Source organism: Streptomyces tendae, assembly GCF_014650435.1.
In the GTDB taxonomy this organism is placed as follows: domain Bacteria; phylum Actinomycetota; class Actinomycetes; order Streptomycetales; family Streptomycetaceae; genus Streptomyces; species Streptomyces tendae.
In genome coordinates this window covers 593,235-616,435 of sequence record NZ_BMUY01000002.1, presented here as the reverse complement: position 1 = coordinate 616,435, position 23,201 = coordinate 593,235, and the positions used below count along the sequence as shown (strand labels likewise).

General features: G+C 72.3%; 20 protein-coding genes. 15 read left to right on the top strand and 5 right to left on the bottom strand.

Going from position 1 to position 23,201, the window contains the following annotated elements; genetic code table 11:
* The first annotated feature begins 2 nt into the window (after positions 1-2).
* Positions 3-896: an NADP-dependent oxidoreductase gene (locus IE258_RS07745; RefSeq protein ID WP_189740582.1), complete on the top strand. Its 894-nt coding sequence runs from the start codon at positions 3-5 to the stop codon at positions 894-896.
* 167 nt (positions 897-1,063) lie between these two features.
* Here the strand turns inward: IE258_RS07745 and IE258_RS07740 are convergent, their stop codons facing one another.
* A complete protein-coding gene (locus tag IE258_RS07740) occupies positions 1,064-2,689 on the bottom strand; it encodes a S1C family serine protease (RefSeq protein WP_189740579.1) in 1,626 nt (541 codons plus the stop codon).
* Between the two features lie 262 nt (positions 2,690-2,951).
* Here IE258_RS07740 and IE258_RS07735 point away from each other — a divergent pair, with 262 nt between their 5' ends.
* The 3 genes from IE258_RS07735 (at position 2,952) to IE258_RS07725 (ending at position 5,811) form a co-directional block, all read left to right on the top strand.
* Complete coding sequence (locus IE258_RS07735; RefSeq protein ID WP_159324881.1) at positions 2,952-3,779, top strand: glycerophosphodiester phosphodiesterase; 828 nt, start codon at positions 2,952-2,954, stop codon at positions 3,777-3,779.
* A gap of 127 nt (positions 3,780-3,906) precedes the next feature.
* Positions 3,907-4,545: an ATP-binding protein gene (locus IE258_RS07730; RefSeq protein ID WP_127896169.1), complete on the top strand. Its 639-nt coding sequence runs from the start codon at positions 3,907-3,909 to the stop codon at positions 4,543-4,545.
* Between the two features lie 300 nt (positions 4,546-4,845).
* Entirely contained in the window at positions 4,846-5,811 is a 966-nt protein-coding gene (locus IE258_RS07725; protein WP_087808448.1) for a DUF5926 family protein, read from the top strand.
* Positions 5,812-6,056: 245 nt separating this feature from the next.
* Here IE258_RS07725 and IE258_RS07720 read toward each other — a convergent pair whose 3' ends face one another.
* Positions 6,057-6,851 carry a hypothetical protein gene (locus IE258_RS07720; protein WP_229891974.1) on the bottom strand — a complete coding sequence of 265 codons (795 nt, stop codon included), beginning with the start codon at positions 6,849-6,851 and terminating at the stop codon, positions 6,057-6,059.
* 55 nt (positions 6,852-6,906) lie between these two features.
* Positions 6,907-7,572, bottom strand: a complete 666-nt coding sequence (locus tag IE258_RS07715; protein ID WP_189740576.1) for a bifunctional DNA primase/polymerase — start codon at positions 7,570-7,572, stop codon at positions 6,907-6,909.
* 648 nt (positions 7,573-8,220) lie between these two features.
* Between IE258_RS07715 and IE258_RS07710 the strand changes: the two genes are divergently transcribed.
* Both IE258_RS07710 and IE258_RS07705 read left to right on the top strand, forming a co-directional pair.
* The gene (locus tag IE258_RS07710) at positions 8,221-9,654 is read left to right on the top strand and encodes a PP2C family protein-serine/threonine phosphatase (protein ID WP_189740573.1); all 1,434 of its coding nucleotides are present in this window, start codon (positions 8,221-8,223) and stop codon (positions 9,652-9,654) included.
* A 134-nt stretch (positions 9,655-9,788) separates the two neighbouring features.
* Positions 9,789-11,264, top strand: a complete 1,476-nt coding sequence (locus IE258_RS07705) for an aminopeptidase P family protein (protein ID WP_189740570.1) — start codon at positions 9,789-9,791, stop codon at positions 11,262-11,264.
* Between the two features lie 146 nt (positions 11,265-11,410).
* Here the strand turns inward: IE258_RS07705 and IE258_RS07700 are convergent, their stop codons facing one another.
* Positions 11,411-11,875: an ATP-binding protein gene (locus tag IE258_RS07700; protein WP_159324886.1), complete on the bottom strand. Its 465-nt coding sequence runs from the start codon at positions 11,873-11,875 to the stop codon at positions 11,411-11,413.
* Between the two features lie 241 nt (positions 11,876-12,116).
* Here IE258_RS07700 and IE258_RS07695 point away from each other — a divergent pair, with 241 nt between their 5' ends.
* The 9 genes from IE258_RS07695 (at position 12,117) to IE258_RS07655 (ending at position 22,237) form a co-directional block, all read left to right on the top strand.
* A complete protein-coding gene (locus tag IE258_RS07695) occupies positions 12,117-12,959 on the top strand; it encodes a hypothetical protein (protein WP_189740567.1) in 843 nt (280 codons plus the stop codon).
* A gap of 129 nt (positions 12,960-13,088) precedes the next feature.
* Positions 13,089-13,850, top strand: coding sequence for a YcnI family copper-binding membrane protein (locus tag IE258_RS07690; RefSeq protein WP_189740564.1), 762 nt, complete (start codon positions 13,089-13,091; stop codon positions 13,848-13,850).
* A 131-nt stretch (positions 13,851-13,981) separates the two neighbouring features.
* On the top strand, positions 13,982-14,632 hold the full coding sequence (locus tag IE258_RS07685; protein WP_159324889.1) for an SCO family protein: 651 nt from the start codon (positions 13,982-13,984) through the stop codon (positions 14,630-14,632).
* A 44-nt stretch (positions 14,633-14,676) separates the two neighbouring features.
* Entirely contained in the window at positions 14,677-15,168 is a 492-nt protein-coding gene (locus tag IE258_RS07680) for a copper chaperone PCu(A)C (protein ID WP_189740562.1), read from the top strand.
* A gap of 13 nt (positions 15,169-15,181) precedes the next feature.
* Positions 15,182-17,233: a copper resistance CopC/CopD family protein gene (locus tag IE258_RS07675; protein ID WP_189740559.1), complete on the top strand. Its 2,052-nt coding sequence runs from the start codon at positions 15,182-15,184 to the stop codon at positions 17,231-17,233.
* Between the two features lie 8 nt (positions 17,234-17,241).
* Positions 17,242-18,546, top strand: coding sequence for an iron uptake transporter deferrochelatase/peroxidase subunit (efeB, locus tag IE258_RS07670; RefSeq protein WP_189740556.1), 1,305 nt, complete (start codon positions 17,242-17,244; stop codon positions 18,544-18,546).
* A gap of 80 nt (positions 18,547-18,626) precedes the next feature.
* A complete protein-coding gene (gene pheA, locus IE258_RS07665; RefSeq protein WP_127892772.1) occupies positions 18,627-19,559 on the top strand; it encodes a prephenate dehydratase in 933 nt (310 codons plus the stop codon).
* 561 nt (positions 19,560-20,120) lie between these two features.
* Positions 20,121-21,398: a serine--tRNA ligase gene (gene serS, locus IE258_RS07660; protein ID WP_159324893.1), complete on the top strand. Its 1,278-nt coding sequence runs from the start codon at positions 20,121-20,123 to the stop codon at positions 21,396-21,398.
* Positions 21,395-22,237, top strand: a complete 843-nt coding sequence (locus IE258_RS07655) for an HAD family hydrolase (RefSeq protein WP_189740553.1) — start codon at positions 21,395-21,397, stop codon at positions 22,235-22,237. The genes serS and IE258_RS07655 overlap by 4 nt, the downstream gene beginning before the upstream one ends.
* A 240-nt stretch (positions 22,238-22,477) precedes the next feature.
* Here the strand turns inward: IE258_RS07655 and IE258_RS07650 are convergent, their stop codons facing one another.
* Positions 22,478-23,197 carry an ABC transporter permease subunit gene (locus IE258_RS07650; protein WP_127892775.1) on the bottom strand — a complete coding sequence of 240 codons (720 nt, stop codon included), beginning with the start codon at positions 23,195-23,197 and terminating at the stop codon, positions 22,478-22,480.
* Between the last annotated feature and the right edge of the window lie 4 nt (positions 23,198-23,201).

Genomic DNA, 23,201 nt, shown 5'->3' with positions numbered 1-23,201 from the left:
GCATGAGGAAAGTGAGCTTCGCCGAGTTCGGCGGTCCGGACGTTCTGCAGTTGATCGACGCCGAGGAGCCCCACGCGGGTCCCGGCCGCATACGCATCGCCGTGCGGGCGGCGGGCGTGAATCCCGTCGACTGGCGGGTCAGGGAGGGGCAGGTGCTCGGGGCCCATCCGATCGAGTTGCCCTCCGGGGTCGGGCTGGACGCCGCCGGAGTGGTGGACGAGGTCGGCGAGGGAGTCACCGGGGTCGAGGTCGGAGACCGGGTCTTCGGCGAGGGCTCCAGCACCTACGCCGAGTTCGCCGTGCTGGGGGCCTGGGCGCGGATGCCGGAGGGGCTGTCGTTCGAGGAAGCCGCCGGGTACCCCTCCGTGGTGGAGACCGCGCTGCGCGTCATCCGCGAGGTCGGCGTGCGGCCGGGGCAGACCCTGCTGGTCAGCGGGGCATCGGGAGGAGTCGGGTCGGCGGTGCTGCAGATCGCCCGCGACCGGGGCATCAGGGTGATCGGTACGGCCGGTGCCGCCAACCAGGAGTACTTGCGCGACCTCGGTGCCGTCGCCACGACGTACGGCGAAGGCTGGGTCGAGCGGGTGCGGCGGCTAGGCGAGGTCGACGCGGCTCTCGACCTGGCCGGTTCTGGGGTGATCCGCGAGTTGGTCGAGCTGACCGGGGCGCCGGAGAAGGTCGTCAGCATCGCCGATCTGGGTGCGCCCGAGTTCGGCGTCCGCTTCTCCGGTGTGGCCGGGAGCGTGCCGGTGGCGCTCGCCGAGGCCGTCGACCTGATCGTGCGGGGGAAGCTGCACATCCCGGTCGAGAAGTCGTACGCGCTCACCGAGGCCGCGGCCGCGCACGTCGACAGTCAGGCCGGTCACACGCGCGGGCGCCGGGTCGTCGTCATCTGAACATCTGAACACCTAACCGATGGCCCGAGTCGGGCCCCCGGCCTCCCCGCCTCCTGAACGCACTTCGCCACCGGGCTGTCCCCGGTGGCGAAGTGGACGGTTCCTCACGGGCGTCCCGACGGGCTCGCGACGAGCGTCCTGACGGGCGCGGAGCGGCGGAGCGAGGGTCAGTCGTCGCCGAGCTTCGAGCCCAGGGTGACCTCGGTCGTGTGCTGCTTGCCGCCGCGCTCGTAGGTGACGGTGACCTCGTCGCCGGGCTTGTGGGTCCAGATCTCGCCGATCAGGGTCGGACCGCTGTCGATCACCCGGTCGTCGAGCTTGGTGATGACGTCACCGGGCTTGAGGCCCGCGTCGTCGGCGGGGCCGCCCTTCTCGACCGGGTCGGAGCCGCCCACGCCCTGCTCGGTGAGCTTGGCGCCGTTCGTCGTCTCCTCCAGGGAGACGGAGGCACCGATCTTCGCGTACACCGGCTTGCCGGTCTTGATCAGCTGCTGGGCGACGAACTTCGCCTGGTTGACCGGGATCGCGAAGCCCAGGCCGATGGAGCCGGCCTGGCCGGTGCCGAAGCTGCCGTTGCTGGACGACTGGATCGCGGAGTTGATGCCGATGACGTTGCCCTGCGCGTCCAGCAGCGGGCCGCCGGAGTTGCCCGGGTTGATCGACGCGTCGGTCTGCAGGGCGCTCATGTAGGACGCCTTGCTGTCGGCGCTGCCGTCGCTGGAGGCCACGGGGCGGTTCTTGGCGCTGATGATGCCCGTGGTCACCGTGTTGGACAGACCGAAGGGGGCGCCGATGGCGATCGTCGAGTCGCCCACGGCGACCTTGTCGGAGTCGCCGAGGGGGAGCGGGTTCAGGTCCGAGGGGGCGTTCTCCAGTTTGATGACCGCGACGTCGTAGCCCTGGGCGTGGCCGACCACCTCGGCGTCGTACTTCTTGCCGTTGGGGAAGGTCGCGCTGAGCTTGCCGCCGTCGACCGCCTCCGCCACCACGTGGTTGTTGGTGACGATGTGGCCTTCCTTGTCGAAGACGAAGCCGGTGCCGGTGCCGCCCTCGCCGTTGCTCCCCTCGGCCTGGATGGTGACCGTGCTGGGCAGCGCCCCGGCGGCCACACCGGCGACGGTGCCCGTGTCGCGCTTGACGGAGCCACCGGTGTCGGAGGCGGAGACCGTGGTGGAACCGCCCTCGTCGTTGTTCTTGGCCAGGGTGTAGCCGAGCCCGCCGCCCAGGCCGCCCGCGACCAGCGCGGCGATCAGGACACCGGCGACCAGACCGCCCCGACCGCGGCCCGGCTTCGGCGCGGGCTGCTGGTACGAGGCGCCCCAGCCGCCCGCTCCCCCGCCGGCCCCGTCACCGGGGCCGCCGTCGCCGAAACCGTAGCCGTAGCCATTGCCGGCGCCGTTGCCATTGCCGTTGCCGAAGTCGCTGCCGAACCCGTTGGGGCCGCTTCCGCCGTACGTCGGGGTCTGGGCGGCCGGGTTGCCCGGCGACGCGGGCGGGGGCCACGAGGCGTCGGGAGTCGTGGAGCCGTGCGGGGCCTCGCCGCCCGGCGGGACCGCGCCGCCGCCCTGAGGCACCTCGCCGCCCTGGGATGCCTGGTGGCTGTGCGGCGACGCGTCCTGCGGCGCGGCCGGGGCCTGGGCGGGGGGAGCCGCCGGGGCCTCGGGAGTGGAGGCGGGTGCCTGGTCGGGGGCGGGCGGCGCGGGAGGCTGGGCGGAGGCAGCGGGAGCATCCACCGGCACAGGAGGTGCGGACGGGGCCGGGGGTACCGCGGTGCCCTCGTTCTCGGTGCTCACAGCTTCTCTCCTCGTTCCACGGCTGTTGGTCGCCCACCCTGGTCGCGCTCAGCGACGCTCCCGCGCTGCTCCACGGTCCGGCGCGATGCGGATGCGCTGGTGATTTTGTATGCCATCAGCTTTTCCCACGGGCCGTCAGAGCACCATAAGCGGTTGCTGTGGGTCCCCGACCGTCCTTTACACAGGTCATCCAAGACTAAACGGACACGTTGCCGTTTCCGCCGATGGCACGTCTACCCGCCCACGGTGGCACCATGACGCGGTGACCCACGCACGACAGCACCGGATTCAGGTCGTCGCCCACCGGGGCGCCTCCGAGGATGCCCCCGAGCACACCCTGGCCGCGTACCGGAAGGCGATCGAGGACGGGGCCGACGCCCTGGAGTGCGATGTGCGCCTGACCGCCGACGGCCACCTCGTCTGCGTCCACGACTGGCGCGTCAACCGTACGTCGAACGGTCGCGGCGCGGTGTCCGCGCTGGAGCTCGCCGACCTCGCCGCGCTGGACTTCGGCGCCCGCCGGACCCGGGAGTTCTGGCGCACGCGCGACGAGCAGCCCGACTGGGAGCACCGGCCCGAGGACCGGGAGGAGACCTCCGTCCTGACCCTGGAGCGGCTGCTGCAACTGGTCGCCGACGCGGGGCGGCGCGTGGAGCTGGCCATCGAGACCAAGCACCCCACGCGCTGGGCGGGGCAGGTGGAGGAACGGCTGCTGCTGCTCCTGAAGCGGTTCGGACTCGACGCCCCGGCCTCGGCCGAGGAGTCCCCGGTGCGGGTGATGAGCTTCTCGGCCCGGTCGCTGCACCGGGTGCGGGCCGCGTCGCCGACGCTGCCGACGGTCTACCTGATGCAGTTCGTCTCGCCCCGGCTGCGGGACGGGCGACTGCCCGCGGGTGTCCGGATCGCGGGCCCCTCGATCCGGATCGTGCGCAATCACCCCGCGTACATCGAGCGCCTGAAGCGGGCCGGTCACCAGGTGCACGTGTGGACGGTGAACGAGGCCGCCGACGTGGATCTCTGCTCCGACCTGGGCGTGGACGCCATCATCACCAACCGGCCGCGCGCGGTACTGGACCACCTGGGCCGCTGATCCGTCCCCGGCTCTTGACCCGGCGGCGCTGCTGCCCCATTCTCCGGTCTCGGCCACACCGACCAAATCCAGCCATGCGATTACGGGGAGTGCACCGGCGCGTTCGGTACGTGTTCGACCGTGTCGAATGCGTCACCGTGCGGGGATCGGCCGGTTTCCGGCTCAGGGCGATGGGGCATCCACACCGTGGCGTGGGGCGAAGGAGGTCTCGGGGGTGGCGTTGGTGGTGGCACAGGAGGTGCCCACGTCGTCGAGCATGGCCGTGCCCCATGGCCCTGCGGGCGTGGGGGAAGCGAGACACCGCATGCGTGATCAGTTGCGCAGGGGCGGGGTGGCGGAATCGGTCATCGACGACGCTGTACTGGTCCTTTCCGAATTGCTGAGCAATGCGTGCAAGCACGGTCGCCCGCTGGGCGACGCCCTGGCCGGGGACGGCGACGTCCGGGCCGCGTGGCAGGTGGACCCGGGCGGCAGGTTGTTGGTGGAGGTCACGGACGGCGGCGGCCCGACCCGCCCGGCTCCGGCGACCCCCTCGGTCACCGCGCACGGCGGCCGCGGCCTGAACATCATCGCGGCGCTCGCCGACGACTGGGGCGTACGGGACGACGCCCGCGGTGAGGTCACGGTCTGGGTCGTCGTCCACGACGACGTGCACGACCCGGACGCCGGGCACCGACGCGACGACTTCGCCGCCCGGATCGCGGCACCGGCGGTGTCGGAGATCCCCGGCCTGGACTTCGCGGACGCCTTCGAGGACCTGGGCTGAGCTCCGTTCGACACGAGCGGTCGGCCGACCCGGGCGACGCGCCCAGGGCCGATCCCTACGCCCAGTGGGCCGACCGTCCGGGCACCCGGGCCCACCCCGTACGGCCACCGGGGCCGGAGCGACGGCCGACAGGACCGACCCGTGCCACGGCAACCGCGGCGACCCCGTGGCCGTTACCGGGCCGGGCGTCGCGGGGAGTTGTCCACAGGCGGCCCGTCGTCCACAGGATCCCGACGGGCGGGGTGGGAACGGCTAGGCTCGCGCCCGTACGAGTAGAGCCGTAACCGGGAGACACCCACGATGGCCAAGAAGCGACCCCAGACGAAGGCCAAGCGGCCCCAGCTCGACGATGCCGAGGTCCCGGTCGTCGGTGCCCGCGAGCCCTGCCCCTGCGGCAGCGGCCGCCGGTACAAGGCCTGCCACGGCCGGACCGCCGCACAGGCCACGACCGCGCTGGTCCAGCGCCCGTTCGAGGGGCTGCCCGGCGAGTGCGACTGGGTGGCGCTGCGGGAGCTGGTGCCGGCGGCCACGGTCGGGCTGACCCTGCGGGACGGCCTGCCCGAGGGCGTCCCCTCCGTCACCCTGGCCACGGTGCTGCCGATGGCCTGGCCGGCCCTGCGCCGCGACGACGGCTCGGTCCTCCTCGGTCTGCAGAACGACACGGCGTCGGGCGACATCAGCCGCGACCTCGCCGACACCCTCGCGCGGGCGCTGACCGCCGACCCGGGCACCCCGGTGCAGGGCCGCCGCGCGCCGGCCGACGGTCCCCGGCTGCAGGACCTGCTCGCACCCGAGGGCGCGTTCGAGCCGGAGGTGCACTCGGGCTTCGAGTTCTGGGTCCCGGACCCGGAGAACGCCACGCCGGACGTCACCGCCTCCCTGGAGCGGGCCAACGCCGCGGCCATCCCGACCGTCCGACTGCAGGGCGTGGACGCCGCCTACTGGTGCGAGACGCCGGACAAGAACCACCTGCGGTGGGTCATGCCGCACGACGAGGAGCGGCTTCTGGACGCTCTTGCCCGGCTGCACGCCGCGGGCCGGTCGTCCCTCGGCGAGGGCACCCGCCTCGTCGGCTCCTTCCGCGCCCACGGACTCACCGTGCCGGTGTGGGACCTGCCGAGCGAGATCACCGCGCAGGACATCGAGAAGCCGGCCGCCGAGTTCGCCGAGCGGCTCGCCGAGGCCCTGGCCACGGACGCTCCGCTCACGCACGACGAGCGCCGGGCGCGCGGCGGCCTCACCAACCGGCAGGTCACTCTCAGCTGACGCACAGCCGTGCGGGCCGCCTCCGGCTGACCGACCGGTCAGCCGGAGCGGCGGCTCGTGGACGGGTGACTCCGGTCACAACTCCCGGTAGAGACAGGCCAGTCGGTGACCGGAAAGCAAGAGATCGAATTTGCTAACCGCCGATCTCTTGTTACCGTTCCAGTAGCCCGGTTGCTGGTGCATCCCCCGTCGCCAGCAACCGGGTCTTTCCATGCGCCCGGTTGCGCACGCACCGGAGTCGCCGGTCAACTCCCCGTATCCGCAGGGCTGTTGGCGTCGTCGTGCCCGCCGTCGCCGCCCTCGATGTCCCCGGCGCTCCCGGCGCTTCCGGCGCGCAGCAGCAGCGGCCCGTACCCGGCCCGGCGGGCGAACTCCGCGAAGGCGGTGTATCCCTCCAGCCCGCCCCGGCTCGCCTCACCGGTGTCCTCCGGTGGCGTCTCGCAGGTGCCCGGCGCGTCCTCGACGCTCACCGCACAGCTCGTCCGCACGCTGTGTCCGTCGGGTCCCATGAGGCTCAGTACGGCTTCGAGCGGGCCGCCGGTGGCGTTGCGGTAGTAGGTCCGCGCCCAGGTCTCCGATCCCCGGGTCAGGACACAGGTCTGCGCCTCGACGCCCGCGGGCGAGGTGAGTTCGGGACCGCAGCGCGCGGCCAGCGCGGGGCCGGGCGGCAGCGGCGAACGGGCCGCCGCGTCCGTGTCCGTGACGCGTCCGGCTCCCCCGGACCCGGGCCCGAAATGGTCCCCCGGCTCCACCACGGGAGCGGATTCGGCTGCGGCCGAGGCTGCTGAGGACGCGGCTGAGGCTGAGGACGCGGACGCCTTGTCGTCACCGCCCCGCGCGAGCAGCGGCACGGCCGTCGACACCTCGGCGTCCGCGTCGCCCGAGGGCCCCGCGGACGCCACCGCGAACGGCAGTACGACCGCACACACCACGACACCCGCGAGCCCGTACAGACGGATCCGCCGACGGTCCGGCCCACTGCGGCGTGCCCCGGTGCGGCGCGGCCCGACGGCGCGGTGCTCCCCTGCATGAAGCGGCATGGTCGGACGATAACGACCGAGGGCGGGCGCGGACTTCCGCCCGCGCCGACACCCCCTACAACTCGGGCGCGCTCACACCCGTACGAGTGAGGGCGTCGACCACCGCGTCCACCACGGCCTCCACGTCGGGCACCCAGGGCGAGGCGGAGCCGGGCAGCGGCGCCCGCTCCCAGCGGACGGCGCCGGCCCCGGTCTCGGACGGAGGCAGCGCGAGGTAGCCGCCCTCGCCGTGGAAGCGCAGGGAGCCGGGGACGAAGTCCTTGGCGTAGAGCAGCTCGCCCAGCTGCTCCATGGAGTAGGGCCTGACCAGCAGCGACCAGCGGGTGGGCGAGGCGACGACCGGGCCGAGCCGCAGCCCGGCGCGGTCGAGCGCGGCGAGGGCGTGGGCGGCCGGCAGGGCGGGCAGCGAGACCGCGCACGGGGCACCGCCTCCGGTGGCCATGACGATCGGCGCGGTCGGCCGGTTGGTCCACCACCAGCGCACCATGCGCGCGTCGGTGGTCGCCGCGAGGAGACCGGGATCGAAGGGATGCGCGCCCGGCACCGTGCACTCGGGGTCGGGGCAGCCGCAGCGTGACCGCGCCCGCGGATCCGCCGCCGCGCCCGGGAGTACGGGCCACTGCCAATGTGTCGCGTAGGTGAGGGCCGCGCCGATCAGCTCAGGCTGCCCGTCGTCGTGCTGGGACAGGAGCCTGCGTCGCCTTCCGAGGATCTCGCGCATGAGCGCTCGTTCCTTTCCGTTGCACGCCTGGCAACACCGTGGTCTCTTCACACCATGTGTCGATCACTTCGCTGTGCGTTGCTGGTGGCGCATCACACCCCTGCCGAGAAACGTCCCCACGGGGCACGCCTCCGCCAAGGGCAAGGGAAACCCCTGTGGGTCGAGCACTGACTGCGTCCGTGACGGTACCGGCCACTGCGTCTATCAAAAGCATGGCGTGGCGCGGGGGTGGCGAAGTCTGGCGTTTTGCCGTCGCACGTATTTCTCTCCGCCTCCGCCACGGGAGGATGGGGCACGGTCGTCGGTGGATAGGACGCCCGGGTCCGTCGCCAGGTTCCCGGTGGCCCCCAACCACCCCCGGCCTTCTCCGAGTACGTACCCATCACGACCGCTGTGACGCTCCGTGAAGCACCCCCAGTCGACCGCAACAAGGCGTCCTCTGGGGCAGTTTCAAGCCAATTTCGCTTTTACGCAAGAGGTCGAGAGGAAGGCCGCTCGCACCCCATGGACACCAGGAATCCCGGCAGGACAATGCTGGACATCCCCTTACGAGTGCGTGTACATGTGGAGACACTGCTAGCGGCGCAGAATGACATGGGGGTTTGCGATGCTTTTGAGCAGTAAGCGCCGGTCGGAAGGCCGGACGCCATGAACGCCCCGCACCCTGCGAAAGTGGCCGGAATCGATTCAACGGTTCCGTCCCCCGCACACACTGTCGCGTCCGCCGCCACGGGCACCCCCCAGGCGGCCGAGCCCCCCACGACGGACGCCGCGGCCGTCACGGACGCCTCGGGCAGCCCCTGTGCCCCCGGGGCCCTGCTCCAGGACCGGCTGGCCGGCTGGGTCTCGGACCTCACGACCCTGCACGAACTGACCGAACGCCTGGTCCGCACGGACACCCTCGCCGACGGCCTCCAGGAAGTACTGCGCGCCGGAGCCGCCCTGGTCGGCGCCCGGCGCGGACTCGTCGTACTGGAACCGGCCGACGGACTCGGCCCCGCCACCACCGTCGGCCTCGGTCTCGCCCGCGCCGACCTCGGGCACATCGAGACGGTGCCCCGCAGTTCCCTGTCCTACGGGCGGATCCTGGACGGACTGCCGGTCGCGGAGGACGGCATCGCGGAACCGGACCTGCTGGCCGAGAAGGCCCTCGACCCCCGCCACCGCGAGGTCGCCGCCCGCCTCGGCTACGCCGCCAGCTACGCGCTCCCCCTGTCCGCCGAGGGCACCGGGCGCCTCGGCGCCGCCGTCTGGCTCTACGACGAACCCGCCGAACCGGGTGAACGGCAGCGCCACCTCGCCGGCCTGTACGTCCGGTACGCCACCGGGCACCTGGCGCGCCTCCTGGAGGTCGAGCGCACCCGCGCCTCCATGGCGACGATGACCGAGGAGCTGCTGCCCTCCCGCCTGCCCCGGGTGCCCGGCGTGCAGCTGGCCGTCCGGCACCGCACCGGTCCGGCGGGCGGTGGCGACTGGTACGACGCCCTGCCGCTGCCGGACGCCGCGCTCGGCCTCTCCGTCGGATCGGTCACCGGGTCGGGACCCAGCGCCGTCGCCGCGATGGGGCGGCTGCGCGCCTCGCTGCGGGCGTACGCCGTGATGGAGGGTGAGGACCCGGTCGCCGTCCTGTCCGACCTGGAGCTGCTGCTGCGGCTGACCGAACCGGCCCGCTCGGCCACCGCGCTGTTCGGCTACTGCGAGCCCGCGCTGCGCCGGATCACCCTGGCCGGCGCCGGACACAGCCCGCCCCTGCTGATCGGTCAGCGGCGCACGGAGTTCGTCGAGACCTCCGTCTCCGCGCCGCTCGGCATGCTCGCCTGCTGGGAGGCGCCCAGCGTGGAGCTGCAGGCCGAGCCGGGAGAGACGGTTCTGCTGTACACCGACGGGCTGCTGCACCGCACCGGCGACCCGGCCGACCGCGCCTTCGCCCGGCTGCACGCCGCGGCGGCCGGTGTCCCCCGGGCCGCACGGCAGGACCCGGACACGGTCGTCGAGCACGTCCTGCGCACCGTGCTGCCCGACGGGAAGGCGGAGGCGCACTCCGAGGAGGACGTCGTCCTGCTGGCGGTCAGGTTCGAATAACGGTCACTGACACCTCGCACGCTCCGCATAACGGACGGTAGTGCGCGGGGCGTAACAGGCCCTTCGGCCCTGGGCCCCCTTCCGTACGACCGTACGATGGGGGGTGGTCCAGTGCCGTATCTAGGAGGATGACCGTGGCGGAGGAGCTCACACCGGAGAATCCGGAGATCCCGGAAACCCCGGACGAGACCGAGGAGCCCATCAAGCAGCGCAAGAACGGCCTGTACCCGGGCGTGTCCGACGAGCTGGCCGAGAACATGAAGTCCGGCTGGGCCGACACGGAGCTGCACGACCTGGAGCCGATCGCCCAGGCCGCCGAGACCGCCGCCCGCCGCGCCGCCCTGTCCGCCCGCTTCCCCGGCGAGCGCCTGGTGATCCCCGCGGGCAACCTCAAGACCCGCTCCAACGACACGGAGTACCCCTTCCGCGCCTCGGTCGAGTACACGTACCTGACCGGCAACCAGACCGACGACGGCGTCCTGGTCCTGGAGCCCGAGGGCGACGGTCACACCGCGACGCTCTACCTCCTGCCGCGCTCGGACCGCGAGAACGGCGAGTTCTGGCTGAACGGCATGGGTGAGCTGTGGGTCGGCCGCCGCCACTCCCTCACCGAGGCCGGAAAGCTGTACGGCATCCCCGCCTCCGACGTCCGCGAGCTGGCCGACAGCCTGCGCGAGGCCACCGGCCCGGTGCGCGTCGTGCGCGGCCACGACGCCGGCATCGAAGCGGCCCTGACCGACAAGGTCACCGCCGAGCGGGACGAGGAACTGCGCGTCTTCCTCTCCGAGGCCCGCCTGGTCAAGGACGAGTTCGAGATCGGCGAGCTGCAGAAGGCCGTCGACTCCACCGTGCGCGGCTTCGAGGACGTCGTGAAGGTCCTCGACAAGGCCGAGGCGACCAGCGAGCGCTACATCGAGGGCACCTTCTTCCTCCGCGCGCGCGTCGAGGGCAACGACGTCGGCTACGGCTCCATCTGCGCCGCCGGCCCGCACGCCTGCACCCTGCACTGGGTCCGCAACGACGGCCCGGTCCGCTCCGGCGACCTGCTGCTGCTGGACGCGGGCGTGGAGACGCACACGTACTACACCGCCGACGTGACGCGCACGCTGCCGATCAGCGGCACGTACAGCGAGCTGCAGAAGAAGATCTACGACGCCGTGTACGACGCCCAGGAGGCCGGGATCGCGGCGGTGAAGCCCGGCGCCGCGTACCGCGACTTCCACGACGCGTCCCAGCGCGTGCTGGCCGAGCGGCTGGTCGAGTGGGGTCTGGTCGAGGGCCCCGTCGAGCGGGTCCTCGAGCTGGGGCTGCAGCGCCGCTGGACGCTGCACGGCACCGGGCACATGCTCGGCCTGGACGTCCACGACTGCGCCGCGGCGCGCGTGGAGTCGTACGTCGACGGCACGCTGGAGCCCGGCATGGTGCTCACCGTCGAGCCGGGCCTGTACTTCCAGGCCGACGACCTGACCGTGCCGGAGGAGTACCGGGGCATCGGCGTGCGCATCGAGGACGACATCCTCGTCACCGCCGACGGCAACCGGAACCTGTCCGCCGGGCTGCCGCGCCGGTCGGACGAGGTCGAGGAGTGGATGGCCGCGCTGAAGGGCTGACCGTCCGACCGCACTTGCCGTACGACGGCCGGGCACCCGCGCGGGTGCCCGGCCGTCGGCGTGTCCGGGCCCTGTCGTGCGGGACCTGTTGCCGGGACCTGTCGTCCGGATCCTGTTGTCCGGGGTCTGTTGCCCGGGGCCTGTTGTCAGACCGCCACCAGCGGGGCGTTCTCCCGCCACTTGAGGACCTTGTCGAAGCTCACGACGGCCCCGGCCCGCCCCGGCGCACTGCCGATGTGGACGTGGTCGGCCAGCTCCCGGATGAGACACAGGCCGCGGCCGCTCTCCGCCTCCGGGGACGCCGGGCGGGCGACGCCCTGCGGCCCGCCCGGGACGGGGGCGGGGAAACCGGGGCCCGTGTCGGCGACCTCGATACGGCACCGTTCGCCGTCCAGGTAGGCCGTGACGCGGTACGCCTCACCGGGGCCGCCCGCCCCGTCGTCCCCGCCGTGCTCGACGGCGTTGGCACAGGCTTCGCTGAGCGCGACGGAGAGGTCGAAGGAGATGTCGGGGTCGACGCCCGCGGTCTCCATGGTGCCGATCAGCAGCCGGCGGGCCAGGGGCACGCTCGCAGCCTCGCGCCGCAAATGGAGTGACCACCAGATGCTCATGCTCCAGCCTCCCGGCCGCGGCTCGACATACCGATACGTATTGCCCCTCACACCCGGGCGTAAGCGCGTCGCGCCCGTGACACCGCTCATCTGGCGGATGCGTCGCCGCCGCCGACCGGTGTATGCGGGATGACTCGTACCAGATGGTGATCTTCCGCCCCGTAGTTCGTCTTCCGGTCGTACGGCATCTTGTGGACCTGCCGTACGACGCCCGGGCCGTGGGTGCGATGATGAGGCCGCCATGACTGCCCCCCACCCGCCAACGGCGCGCTCCGGACACGATCTCCGGATCCTGCGGGCCGCGGTGTTCGCCGCGGTCTGCGTCGTGCTGGCCGCGGCGGGGCACACCCTGGCCTCCTGCGCCACCGTTCCGCTGTGGTCGCTGGGCGCGGGATTCCTCGGGGCGGTCCTGGTCGCCGTGCCACTCGCCGGCCGCCGGCGCTCACTGCCCGGCATCGCGATGCTGCTCACCGTCGGACAGACCGCGCTGCACGCCTTGTTCGGTCTCGGCCAGCACGGCACGGCCGCGGCCACGGCGTCCGGTACGACCGCCGCGTCCGGCGGGGCGGGCGCGCTGTCCGACGCTTCCCTCGTCCAGCAGGCCGCACGGCTGGTCTGCGGGACCACCGCGGCGGCGATCAGCCCGGCCCAGGCCGAGCGGATCCTCACCGACGCGCGGATCGCCCAGGACGTCCACGCGGGCGGGGCGCACAATCCGGCCGACGCGCTGTCCGCCGGCGCCTCCGCCTCGCTGCTGCCGTCACTGCCGATGCTGCTCGGCCACGTCCTCGCCGCCCTGGCCGCCGGCTGGCTGCTGCGTCGCGGGGACCTGGCCCTGGCCCGGCTCGTCGAACTGTCGGCGCACTCCGCCCAGTCCATGGCCGAGGCTGCGTTCGTACGCGCCCTGCGCGCGGCGCTCTCCCTGGTGCGCGCCCTGCACGCCGGGCTGGCCGGCGCCCCCGGTACGGGCCCGCGTCCGCCGCGTCCCGAACTGTGGGTGCCGCCCCGGCCCCGTACCACCGCGCTCCAGCACACGGTCGTCCGGCGCGGCCCGCCGAGTGACGCGTTCGCCCTCGCCGCCTGACACGACGCGACCGCCGTCCCGCTCCGGGAGGGGCCGCCGTCGTGCGGCACGCGCGCGTGCGCGCGCATCCCTCCTGTCACTCGGTACCGGTCCCGCACCGGTGTCCACACGAAGCGGAGTACTCCGTCCATGAAGGCTTCCCGTATCGCCGCCGCCGGCGCCGTGTCCGGCATCGCCGTCCTCGCCCTGTCCGCCCCCGCCTTCGCGCACGTCAGCGTGCAGCCGGAGGGCACGGCCGCCAAGGGCGGCTACGCGGTCGTCGACTTCAAGGTCCCCAACGAGCGCGACAACGCCTCCACCACCAAGCTGGAGGTCAACTTCCCCACCGACCACCCGCTGGCGTCCGTCATGCCGCAGCCGGTCCCCGGCTGGAAGTCCGAGGTCACCAAGTCCAAGCTCGACAAGCCGCTGGAGTCGCACGGCAAGCAGCTCACCGAGGTCGTCACCAAGGTGACCTGGACCGCCGACGGCAAGGGCGTCGAGCCCGGCTACTTCCAGAAGTTCCCGGTCTCCATCGGGGCCCTGCCCGAGGACGCCGACCAGCTGGTGTTCAAGGCGATCCAGACGTACTCCAACAAGGAGGTCGTGCGCTGGATCGAGGTGCCGCAGGAGGGCCAGGAAGAGCCCGAGTCCCCGGCGCCCGTGCTCCAGCTGGCCGCCGCCGAGGACGACGCCCACGGAGCGGCGGGCTCCTCGGACGCGAAGGCCGAGGACACCGGGGCGGACGCGCAGAACACGGCCGCCGACTCCTCCGCGTCGGACTCCGGCTCCGGCGACAGCAGTGACACCACCGCCCGGGTCCTCGGCATCGTCGGCATCGTCGTCGGTGCGGCGGGCGTCGGGTACGGCGTGCTGGCCGGGCGCCGACGCGACTCCGGCACGGCGGCGTAACAACGCCGTGCCGGTGCGCCGGCACCACCTCGTCGGCGCATCCTCTCGTCCGGTGCGCGCCGGACACCGTCCGTCGGTCCTGCGACGGACCCGGCGCGCACCGGAGCACCTCACATCTGGGACATTTTTCTATGCGCAAGAAGACGTTCGCCATGGCCGCCCTGCTCGCCGCCGCCACTCTGACGCTGTCCGCCTGCGGCAGCGGCGCCGACAGCGACAAGCCCGTGACCGTGGTCTCCGAGGACAACAGCCAGCAGGCCGCCACCGTCCTCGACAAGCCCTTCGAGAAGCCCGACCTGGTCCTCACCGACACCCAGGGCAAGAAGTACGACCTCCGCGAGCAGACCGCGGGCAAGCCCACGCTGATCTACTTCGGCTACACCCACTGCCCCGACGTCTGCCCGCTGACCATGAACAACATCGCCGTGGCCAAGAAGCAGCTCTCCCAGGCGGAGCAGGACAAGCTCCGCGTCGTGTTCGTCAGCACCGACCCGGAGCGCGACACCCCCGCCGCGCTCGGCAAGTGGCTCAAGGGCATCGACTCACAGATCGTCGGCCTGACCGGCGAGTTCGACACCATCCAGGCCGGCGCCCGCACCCTCGGCATCTCCATCGACCCGCCGACCAAGGACAAGGACGGCAAGATCGTCTCGACCCACGGCACCCAGGTCGTCGCCTTCTCCCCGAAGTCCGACGCGGGCTACGTCCTGTACGGCGAGGACGCCACGGTCGACGACTACACCAAGGACCTCCCCAAGCTCATCAAGGGGGAGAACCCGTGAGGCGCCCGGCGGGAGGTTCCGGAAGGTGGTCCGCGGGAGGACCCGTGCGGCGCGGCCCCGCGCTGGCCGCCGTCGCGGTGATCGGCGCCCTGGCCCTCGCGGGCTGCGGCGGCTCGGACTCCGGCTCCGCGGCCTCTGGTGCCGAACTCTCCGTCGACGCCGCCTACATACCGCAGCCCGTCTCCGACTCGATGGCGGCCGGGTTCCTCACGATCACCAACGAGGGCGGCACCGCGGACGAACTGACCTCCGTCACCAGCGGGGCCGGCGAGGTCACCGTGCACGAGACCGTCGACGGGACCATGAAGGAGGTCGACCGCCTCGAGGTCCCCGCGCACGGTCAACTCGTGTTCAAGAGCGGTGGGAACCACCTGATGTTCGAGAAGCTGAAGCAGCAGCCGAAGCAGGGCCAGTCCGTCACCGTCGAACTGCACTTCGCCCACTCCGCCCCCGTCACGGTCAAGTTGCCCGTGAAGGCGGCCACCTACCAGCCCACCGCCGGACACTCCGGGCACTCCGAAGACTCCGGACACTGAGGGAGGGACCACCTTGACGCAGACCATCGCCCCGCGCGTCCGGACCCTGGTGCTGCTGCTCCTGGCCGCGGCCTGCGCGCTGCTGGCCGGCGCCGGACCGGCCTCCGCGCACGCCGCGCTGACCGGCAGCGACCCCCGGGAGGGGGCGGTGGTCGACAAGGCTCCGGCCCAGGTGTCGCTCACCTTCTCCGAGTCGGTCTCCATGGACGACGACTCGCTGCGCGTCCTCGACCCCAAGGGCAAGCGCGTCGACGACGGCAAACCGTCCGGCACGGGCGGCACGACGTACTCCGTGAAACTGCACGCCGGGCTGCCCGACGGCACGTACACGGTGACCTACCAGGTCGTCTCCGCCGACAGCCACCCGGTCTCCGGCGCCTACACCTTCTCCGTCGGCGCCCCCTCCGAGACCTCGGTCACCGTCTCCGGGCAGGGCGCCGGCGGCGGATTCGTCGGCGGGTTGTACGGCGTCGGGCGGTACGTGTCGTACGCCGGGTTCGCCGTGCTGGTGGGCGGCGCCGCCTTCGTGCTCGCCTGCTGGCCGCGCGGCTCCGGAGTGCGCGTCGTGCAGCGGTTCGTCGTCTCCGGCTGGCTCTCGCTGACCGCCGCCACCCTCCTGCTCCTCCTGCTGCGCGGCTCCTACACCGGTTCCGGGAAGGTCGCCGACGTCTTCGACCTCGGCCTGCTCGGCGAGGTGCTGCAGACCAAGGCAGGCGCCGCGCTGGTCTCCCGGCTGCTGCTGCTGGCGGCGGCCGCGCTGTTCATCGCCGTGTTCTTCGGCGCGTACGACAAGCGGGAGGACGAGGAGAAGCGGGACCTCACCTTCGGGCTCGCGGTCGGCGGCAGTGTCGTGGCGGTGGGCCTCGCGGCGACCTGGGCGATGTCCGAGCACGCCTCCGTCGGCCTCCAGGCCACTCTCGCCATGCCGGTCGACGTCGTCCACCTGATCGCCGTCGCCACCTGGCTCGGCGGACTGACCGCACTGCTCGTCGCCCTGTACCGCGGCCCGGCGGACACGCCGGTTCCCGCCCTCGCCGTGAGCCGGTTCTCGCGCGTCGCCTTCGGCAGCGTGATCGCGCTGGTGGTGACCGGCACGTACCAGTCCTGGCGCCAGCTGGGCTCCTGGACGGCCTTCACCGACACCCGGTACGGGCAGCTGCTCCTCGTGAAGATCGGGCTCGTGGCGGTACTCGTCGGCGTCGCCTACTTCTCGCGCCGGTGGACGGCGCAGCTGGCGGAGGCGACGCCCGCCGTCGCGAGGGCTGCGGCCGCACGGCGCGCGGAGAAGGCGGAGAAGGGGGCCGGGAAGGCGTCCACGAAGGCGTCCGGAAACGCGTCCGCGAGGTCGGGTGCGAAGGCTGGTACCAAGGCGTCCGGAAACGCGAAGGTCGCCGAGAAGGAGTCCGGCACGACGAAGGGGTCCGGCACCGCGAAGGGATCGGGCACCGCGAAGGGGTCCGGCACCGCGAAGGGCACCGGCGGCTCCCAGCGGGCCGCACAGCTGGCCCGGCAGCGCGCGGCCGTGGACGCCGCCCGGCAGAAGCAGCAACGGGACGCCGACCCGAACCGGTTCGGACTGCGCCGTTCCGTGCTGGCCGAGGCGGGCATCGCCGTCGTCCTGCTCGTGGTGACCACCGTCCTGACCCAGACCGAGCCGGGCCGCACCGAGGAGGAGGCCAAGGCCGCCGGCACGTCCTCCGCCGGCAGCTCCGCCCCCGCCACGGGTGCGGTGACCCTGGACATGCCCTTCGACACCGGGAGCCAGAACGGCAAGGGCGTCGTACGGGTCGAACTCGACCCCGCCCGGGTCGGCGTCAACGACCTGCACCTCTACGTCGAGCGCCCGGACGGGACCGCCTTCGACATCCCCGAGGTGAAGGTGGCCCTCACCCAGAAGGCCAAGGACATCGGGCCGCTGCCCGTCGCCCCCGACCACATCACCACCGGCCACTGGTCGGCGAGCGGAGTGCAGATACCGATGGCGGGAGACTGGGAAGTCGCCGTCACCGTGCGCACCTCCGACATCGACCAGGTCACCATCTCCAAGAACACGCAGATCGGCTGAACCGCACCATGCCTGACCAGTCCAACCAGGCGACCCCCTCGGACCCCGGGATCCCTGGAAACGCCACCGCCCCCGAGGGCCTCTCGCGACGACGGCTGCTCGGCACCGCGGGTGCCACCGGGCTCGTCCTCGGTGCGGCGGGGGCCGCCGCGGGCTACGCCGCCGCGCCCTCCTCCGCCGCCACTCCCCTCACCTCGCTCGGTGGCGAGCAGGCGATGTTTCACGGGAAACATCAGCCCGGCATCACCACCCCGATGCAGGCCCGCGGCCACCTCATCGCCTTCGACCTTGCGGCCGGCGCCGGCCGCAAGGAGGCCGCCGCACTGCTGCGCCGCTGGTCGGACACGGCCCGGCGGCTGATGGCGGGCGAACCGGCCGGAACCCGTGACACGGACGTGGCCCGGGACGCCGGGCCCTCCTCGCTGACCGTCACCTTCGGATTCGGGCACAGCTTCTTCGGCCGGACCGGGCTCGGCGAGCAGCGCCCGGTCGCCCTCGATCCGCTCCCCGACTTCTCCTCCGACCACCTCGACAAGAACCGCAGCAACGGCGACCTGTGGGTGCAGATCGGCGCCGACGACGCCCTGGTGGCCTTCCACGCCCTGCGCGCCATCCAGCGGGACGCCGGGACGGCGGCCCGCATCCGCTGGCAGATGAACGGCTTCAACCGCTCGCCCGGCGCCACCGCCCACCCCATGACCGCCCGCAACCTCATGGGCCAGGTCGACGGCACCCGCAACCCGAAGCCCGCCGACGCCGACTTCGACAAGCGGATCTTCGTGCCGGAGGCGCCCGGGTCCGGCACGGGCGGGCCCGCCTGGATGGCGAACGGCTCCTACGTCGTCGTACGCCGCATCCGCATGCTCCTCGACGACTGGGAGGACCTGTCCCTCAAGGCCCAGGAGGAGGTCATCGGGCGCCGCAAGTCGGACGGGGCACCGCTGTCCGGGGGGAGCGGGGCCACCGAGACGACGGAAATGGACCTGGAGAAGACGGACGCCGCCGGGAAACTCGTCGTTCCGATCAACGCCCACGCCCGGATCACCCGCCCCGACCAGAACGGCGGCGCGGCCATGGTCCGGCGCCCCTTCTCCTACCACGACGGCTTCGACACCGACGGCGTCCCGGACGCCGGGCTGCTCTTCATCTGCTGGCAGGCCGATCCGCTGCGGGGCTTCGTGCCGGTGCAGCGCAAGCTGGACCGGGGCGACGCGCTGTCCCAGTTCATCCGGCACGAGGCCAGCGGGCTGTTCGCGGTGCCGGGCGGGGCGTCGGAGGGAGAGTACGTGGGGCAGCGGCTGCTGGAGGGGTGAATCCGGGGGCGCATCACCCCGCGGAGGGGCTTGTGCGGGACGCGTGAGCCGGGTGTCGCCGGGCCCATTAGGGTGAGGACATGCCAGCCAGTTACGCGTATCTCGGCCCTGAAGGCACCTTCACCGAAGTCGCCCTGCGCACCCTCCCGGAGACGGCGACCCGGGAACTCGTCCCGTACGTCTCGGTGCAGTCCGCGCTCGACGCGGTGCGCACCGGCGAGGCCGAGGCCGCGTTCGTGCCGATCGAGAACTCCGTCGAGGGCGGTATCACCACCACCCTCGACGAGCTGGTCGCCGGCCAGCCGCTGATGATCTACCGCGAGGTGCTGCTCTCCATCACCTTCGCGCTGCTGGTCCGCCCCGGCACCAAGCTGTCGGACATCAAGACGGTCACGGCCCACCCGGCCGCGCAGCCCCAGGTCCGCAACTGGATCAAGGCGCACCTCCCGGACGTCGCCTGGGAATCGGCCGCCTCCAACGCGGACGGCGCCCGCCTGGTGCAGGAGGGCCGGTACGACGCGGCCTTCGCCGGTGAGTTCGCCGCGGAGCGCTACGGCCTGGAGGTGCTGGAGGCCGACATCCACGACGCGGAGAACGCCCAGACGCGCTTCGTGCTGGTGGGCCGCCCGGCCCGGCCCGCGGCGCCGACCGGGGCGGACAAGACGTCCGTCGTGCTCTGGCAGCGCGACGACCACCCCGGCGGCCTGCGCGATCTGCTGGGCGAGTTCGCCACCCGTGGCATCAACCTGATGCTGCTGCAGTCCCGGCCCACGGGCGCCGGTATCGGCAACTACTGCTTCTGCATCGACGCCGAGGGGCACATCTCCGACCGCCGGGTGGCCGACGCGCTGATGGGCCTGAAGCGGACCTGCCTCCAGGTGCGCTACCTCGGGTCGTATCCCCGCGCGGAGGTCGCGCCCGCCGACGTGGACGCGCTGCGGCCGGGCACCTCGGACGAGGCGTTCGTGGCGGCGGCGGACTGGGTGGCGCGCTGCCAGGACGGACGGTTCTGACCGTCGGCTCCGGCCGTCGGTCCTGACCGCCGGTTCCGGCCATCGGAAACGACCGACGGTCCTATCTGCCGATTTTCGTTGTCCACAGGAGTTATCCACAGGTCCGCTTCTCGACCTGGGGACAAGTCGACAACGAAGCGGCATTTGGTCGACAAATCCCCCTACGGCACCTCACTTCGCCCACAGGGACCCAGGTCACCCTTCGTCCACCTGTTTCTTGCACCCCATCCTCCGGAGTGACACCCGGTGTCCCGTTTCCACTCGAAAGTGCGGGCATGAAGGGTTTGAACAACCCGCCTCCAAGAATTGGGAATGATCACTTCCGTGCATCCACAGATCTTTCGCACACCCTGTGGATAACTTTTCCGGGCTGTGGATTCCTGTGGACAGTCACGCCTCAAGTCCCGTTCCCCACAAGGAAATCCGGTCAACCCGACGCCCACGCGGCGCCTCCTTCCGGGGATGCCGCAACACTCCATTGACCAGTCGAACGGGGCGTCCGGCCCGCGTACGGCAATAGTGGGTCGAGACCCGGCACCACGCACCGGTAGCCTTGACCGCGTGATTGACCTTCGCCTGCTCCGTGAGGACCCCGACCGTGTGCGCGCCTCGCAGCGCGCCCGTGGAGAGGACGTCGCGCTCGTCGACTCCCTCCTGTCCGCCGACGAACGGCGCAGGTCGTCCGGCGTCCGTTTCGACGAGCTGCGCGCCGAGCAGAAGGGCCTCGGCAAGCTCATCGGCAAGGCCACCGGGGACGAGAAGGCCGAGCTCCTCAAGCGGGCCGAGCAGCTGAAGACCGACGTCAAGGCCGCCGACACCGAGCGTGACGCGGCCGACGCCGAGACCCAGGAGCTGCTCCAGCGGCTCGGCAACCTCGTCCACCCCGACGTGCCCGTCGGCGGCGAGGAGGACTTCGTCACGCTGGAGACGCACGGCACGCACCGCGACTTCGCCGCCGAGGGCTTCGAGCCCAGGGACCACCTGGAGCTGGGCCAGCTGCTCGGCGCCATCGACGTGGAGCGCGGCGCCAAGGTCTCCGGCTCGCGCTTCTACTTCCTGACCGGCGTGGGCGCCCTCCTGGAGCTGGCCCTGGTCAACGCGGCGATCGCCCAGGCCACGGCGGCCGGCTTCACGCCGATGCTGACCCCGGCCCTGGTGCGCCCGCAGTCGATGGCCGGCACCGGCTTCCTCGGCCAGGCCGCCCAGGACGTCTACCACCTCGACAAGGACGACCTGTACCTGGTCGGCACGTCCGAGGTGCCGCTCGCCGCGTACCACATGGACGAGATCCTGGACGCCGACCGCCTGCCGCTGCGCTACGCCGGCTTCTCGCCCTGCTTCCGCCGCGAGGCGGGCTCGCACGGCAAGGACACCCGGGGCATCTTCCGCGTGCACCAGTTCGACAAGGTCGAGATGTTCTCCTACGTCCTGCCCGAGGACTCGCAGGCCGAGCACCAGCGCCTGCTGGACTGGGAGAAGCAGTGGCTGACGTCGCTGGAGCTGCCGTTCCGGGTGATCGACGTGGCCTCGGCCGACCTGGGCTCCTCGGCCGCGCGCAAGTACGACTGCGAGGCGTGGATCCCGACCCAGGGCAAGTACCGCGAGCTGACCTCGACCTCGGACTGCACCGAGTTCCAGTCCCGCCGGCTGTCGATCCGCGTCCGCGAGGGCAAGAAGGTGCGTCCGCTGGCCACGCTCAACGGCACGCTGTGCGCCGTACCGCGCACGATCGTGGCGATCCTGGAGAACCACCAGCAGGCCGACGGTTCGGTCCGGGTGCCCGAGGTGCTGCGCCCGTACCTGGGCGGCCGGGAGGTCCTGGAGCCGGTGGCCAAGTGACTGACACCGGCACCGCCACGGTCCCCGGCACCGGCTCCGCCGGGGGCTTCCCCTACTGGCTGATCGCCACCGACCTCGACGGCACACTGCTGCGCAGCGACGACACGATCTCGCGGCGCACCCGTGACGCGCTCGCCGCGGCCACCGCGGCGGGCGCCGCCCACATCGTGGTCACCGGGCGGGCGGTGCCGTGGACCCGGCACATCCTGGACGACCTCGGCTACGACGGACTGGCCGTCTGCGGTCAGGGCGCGCAGGTCTACCACGCCGGGGAGCACCGGCTGCTGACCTCCGTGACCCTGGACCGTCAGCTGGCCGGGGTGGCACTGGCCAAGATCGAGGCGGAGACCGGCCCGCTGTACCTGGCGGCGAGCCGGGACGGCCTGGAGGGCGACGTGCTGGTCGGCCCGGGCTACGCCGTCGGGGGCGACCTGCCGGCCGTGCCGTTCACCGACGCCTCGGACCTGTGGTCGGCGCCGCTGAACAAGATCTACATCCAGCATCCGACCCTGTCCGACGACGAACTGGCCGAGGCGGCCCGACGCGCCGCGGGCGGCTTCGTCACCGTCGTCATGGCCGGCGCGGGCGTCGTCGAGCTGCTGCCCCTGGGGCTGTCCAAGGCCACGGGTCTGTCGCTGGCGGCCCGTCGGCTCGGTCTGAAGGCGGCTGACACGATCGCCTTCGGTGACATGCCCAACGACGTCCCGATGTTCGGCTGGGCGGCCCGGGGCGTGGCGATGGCCAACGCCCACGAGGAGCTGAAGGCGGTGGCCGACGAGGTGACGTCTTCCAACGACGAGGACGGCATCGCGGTGGTGCTGGAGCGGCTGGCGGCCTGATACCGGGCCGTAGCTCTTAGACGCAGCCCCTGCAGCTCTTAGCCGTAACCCCTACGACGCACGGTCCGGACGGCGCCGGCGTCCCCGTCGGTCGGCCCACGCGGGGTGTCCCGCGTGCTCGAAGCGGCCTCCCGTTGCGCCGTCGCCGTCCGGCCTCGTGCATCCCCCACAGTGCCGTCACGGGAAGCCGGGCGCCACCGATTAAAAGGGGACGTACGCCGCGTTACCGACGGCTCGCGGTCACTCCTCCCCGGCGAGCGTCAGCGACCGCAGCTTCTGGCCGGCGTACCAGGTGGCGAGCACGGTCACCACGGCGAGCAGCACTGTCGCGGTCGGCAGGCCGACGTCGGAGGTCACCAGGTTCCCGTCGGCGACCCTCTCGGCCACCGCCAGCGACCACTGCTGGACGCTCAGCGTGCGGGCGCCCGGCACCAGGGAGCCGAACAGTGCCTCCCAGACCAGGGCGTAGACGAGCCCGAAGACGACGGCGTGCCGCGACACGGTGCCCAGCAGCAGGAACAGCGCGGCGTAGGCGATGGAGGCGACCAGCGCGGCGATCGTGAAGGCGACGGCGACCTGCTGGCCGTTGCCGTTGAGGATCAGACCGGCGAGCAGCGTGGGCACGGCGGAGAAGACCATCGTCACGGCTATGGCGACGATCAGCTTGGTGAAGATGATCGTCGGCCGCTTGATCGGCTTGGACAGCAGGTACACCACCGAGCCGTCGTCGATCTCGGGGCCGATGGCGCCGGTGCCGGCGATGACGCCGATGATCGGCACCATGGTGGCGAGGGCGAAGCCGCCCAGCACGTCCGTGGCGGTCTGGTCGTCGACTCCGGCGAGCGCGCGCACCGCGACGGCGATGACGACGAGCAGCAGCGGGAGCACGCCCAGGATGAGGGCCCGGCGGCGGCCGAGCAGGGCCCGGTAGGTGAGCCGGGCGACTGTGGGGTCGTACATTCTT

Bases quoted from the DNA above. Each gene is read 5' to 3' on its own strand.
- IE258_RS07730 (WP_127896169.1), top strand. From the start codon at position 3,907: ATGCGTCACCGTGCGGGGATCGGCCGGTTTCCGGCTCAGGGCGATGGG.
- IE258_RS07710 (WP_189740573.1), top strand. From the start codon at position 8,221: ATGAACGCCCCGCACCCTGCGAAAGTGGCCGGAATCGATTCAACGGTT.
- IE258_RS07720 (WP_229891974.1), bottom strand. From the start codon at position 6,851: ATGCCGCTTCATGCAGGGGAGCACCGCGCCGTCGGGCCGCGCCGCACC.
- efeB (WP_189740556.1), top strand. From the start codon at position 17,242: ATGCCTGACCAGTCCAACCAGGCGACCCCCTCGGACCCCGGGATCCCT.
- pheA (WP_127892772.1), top strand. From the start codon at position 18,627: ATGCCAGCCAGTTACGCGTATCTCGGCCCTGAAGGCACCTTCACCGAA.
- IE258_RS07695 (WP_189740567.1), top strand. From the start codon at position 12,117: ATGACTGCCCCCCACCCGCCAACGGCGCGCTCCGGACACGATCTCCGG.
- IE258_RS07650 (WP_127892775.1), bottom strand. From the start codon at position 23,197: ATGTACGACCCCACAGTCGCCCGGCTCACCTACCGGGCCCTGCTCGGC.
- IE258_RS07700 (WP_159324886.1), bottom strand. From the start codon at position 11,875: ATGAGCATCTGGTGGTCACTCCATTTGCGGCGCGAGGCTGCGAGCGTG.
- IE258_RS07715 (WP_189740576.1), bottom strand. From the start codon at position 7,572: ATGCGCGAGATCCTCGGAAGGCGACGCAGGCTCCTGTCCCAGCACGAC.
- IE258_RS07685 (WP_159324889.1), top strand. From the start codon at position 13,982: ATGCGCAAGAAGACGTTCGCCATGGCCGCCCTGCTCGCCGCCGCCACT.
- IE258_RS07745 (WP_189740582.1), top strand. From the start codon at position 3: ATGAGGAAAGTGAGCTTCGCCGAGTTCGGCGGTCCGGACGTTCTGCAG.
- IE258_RS07725 (WP_087808448.1), top strand. From the start codon at position 4,846: ATGGCCAAGAAGCGACCCCAGACGAAGGCCAAGCGGCCCCAGCTCGAC.
- IE258_RS07690 (WP_189740564.1), top strand. From the start codon at position 13,089: ATGAAGGCTTCCCGTATCGCCGCCGCCGGCGCCGTGTCCGGCATCGCC.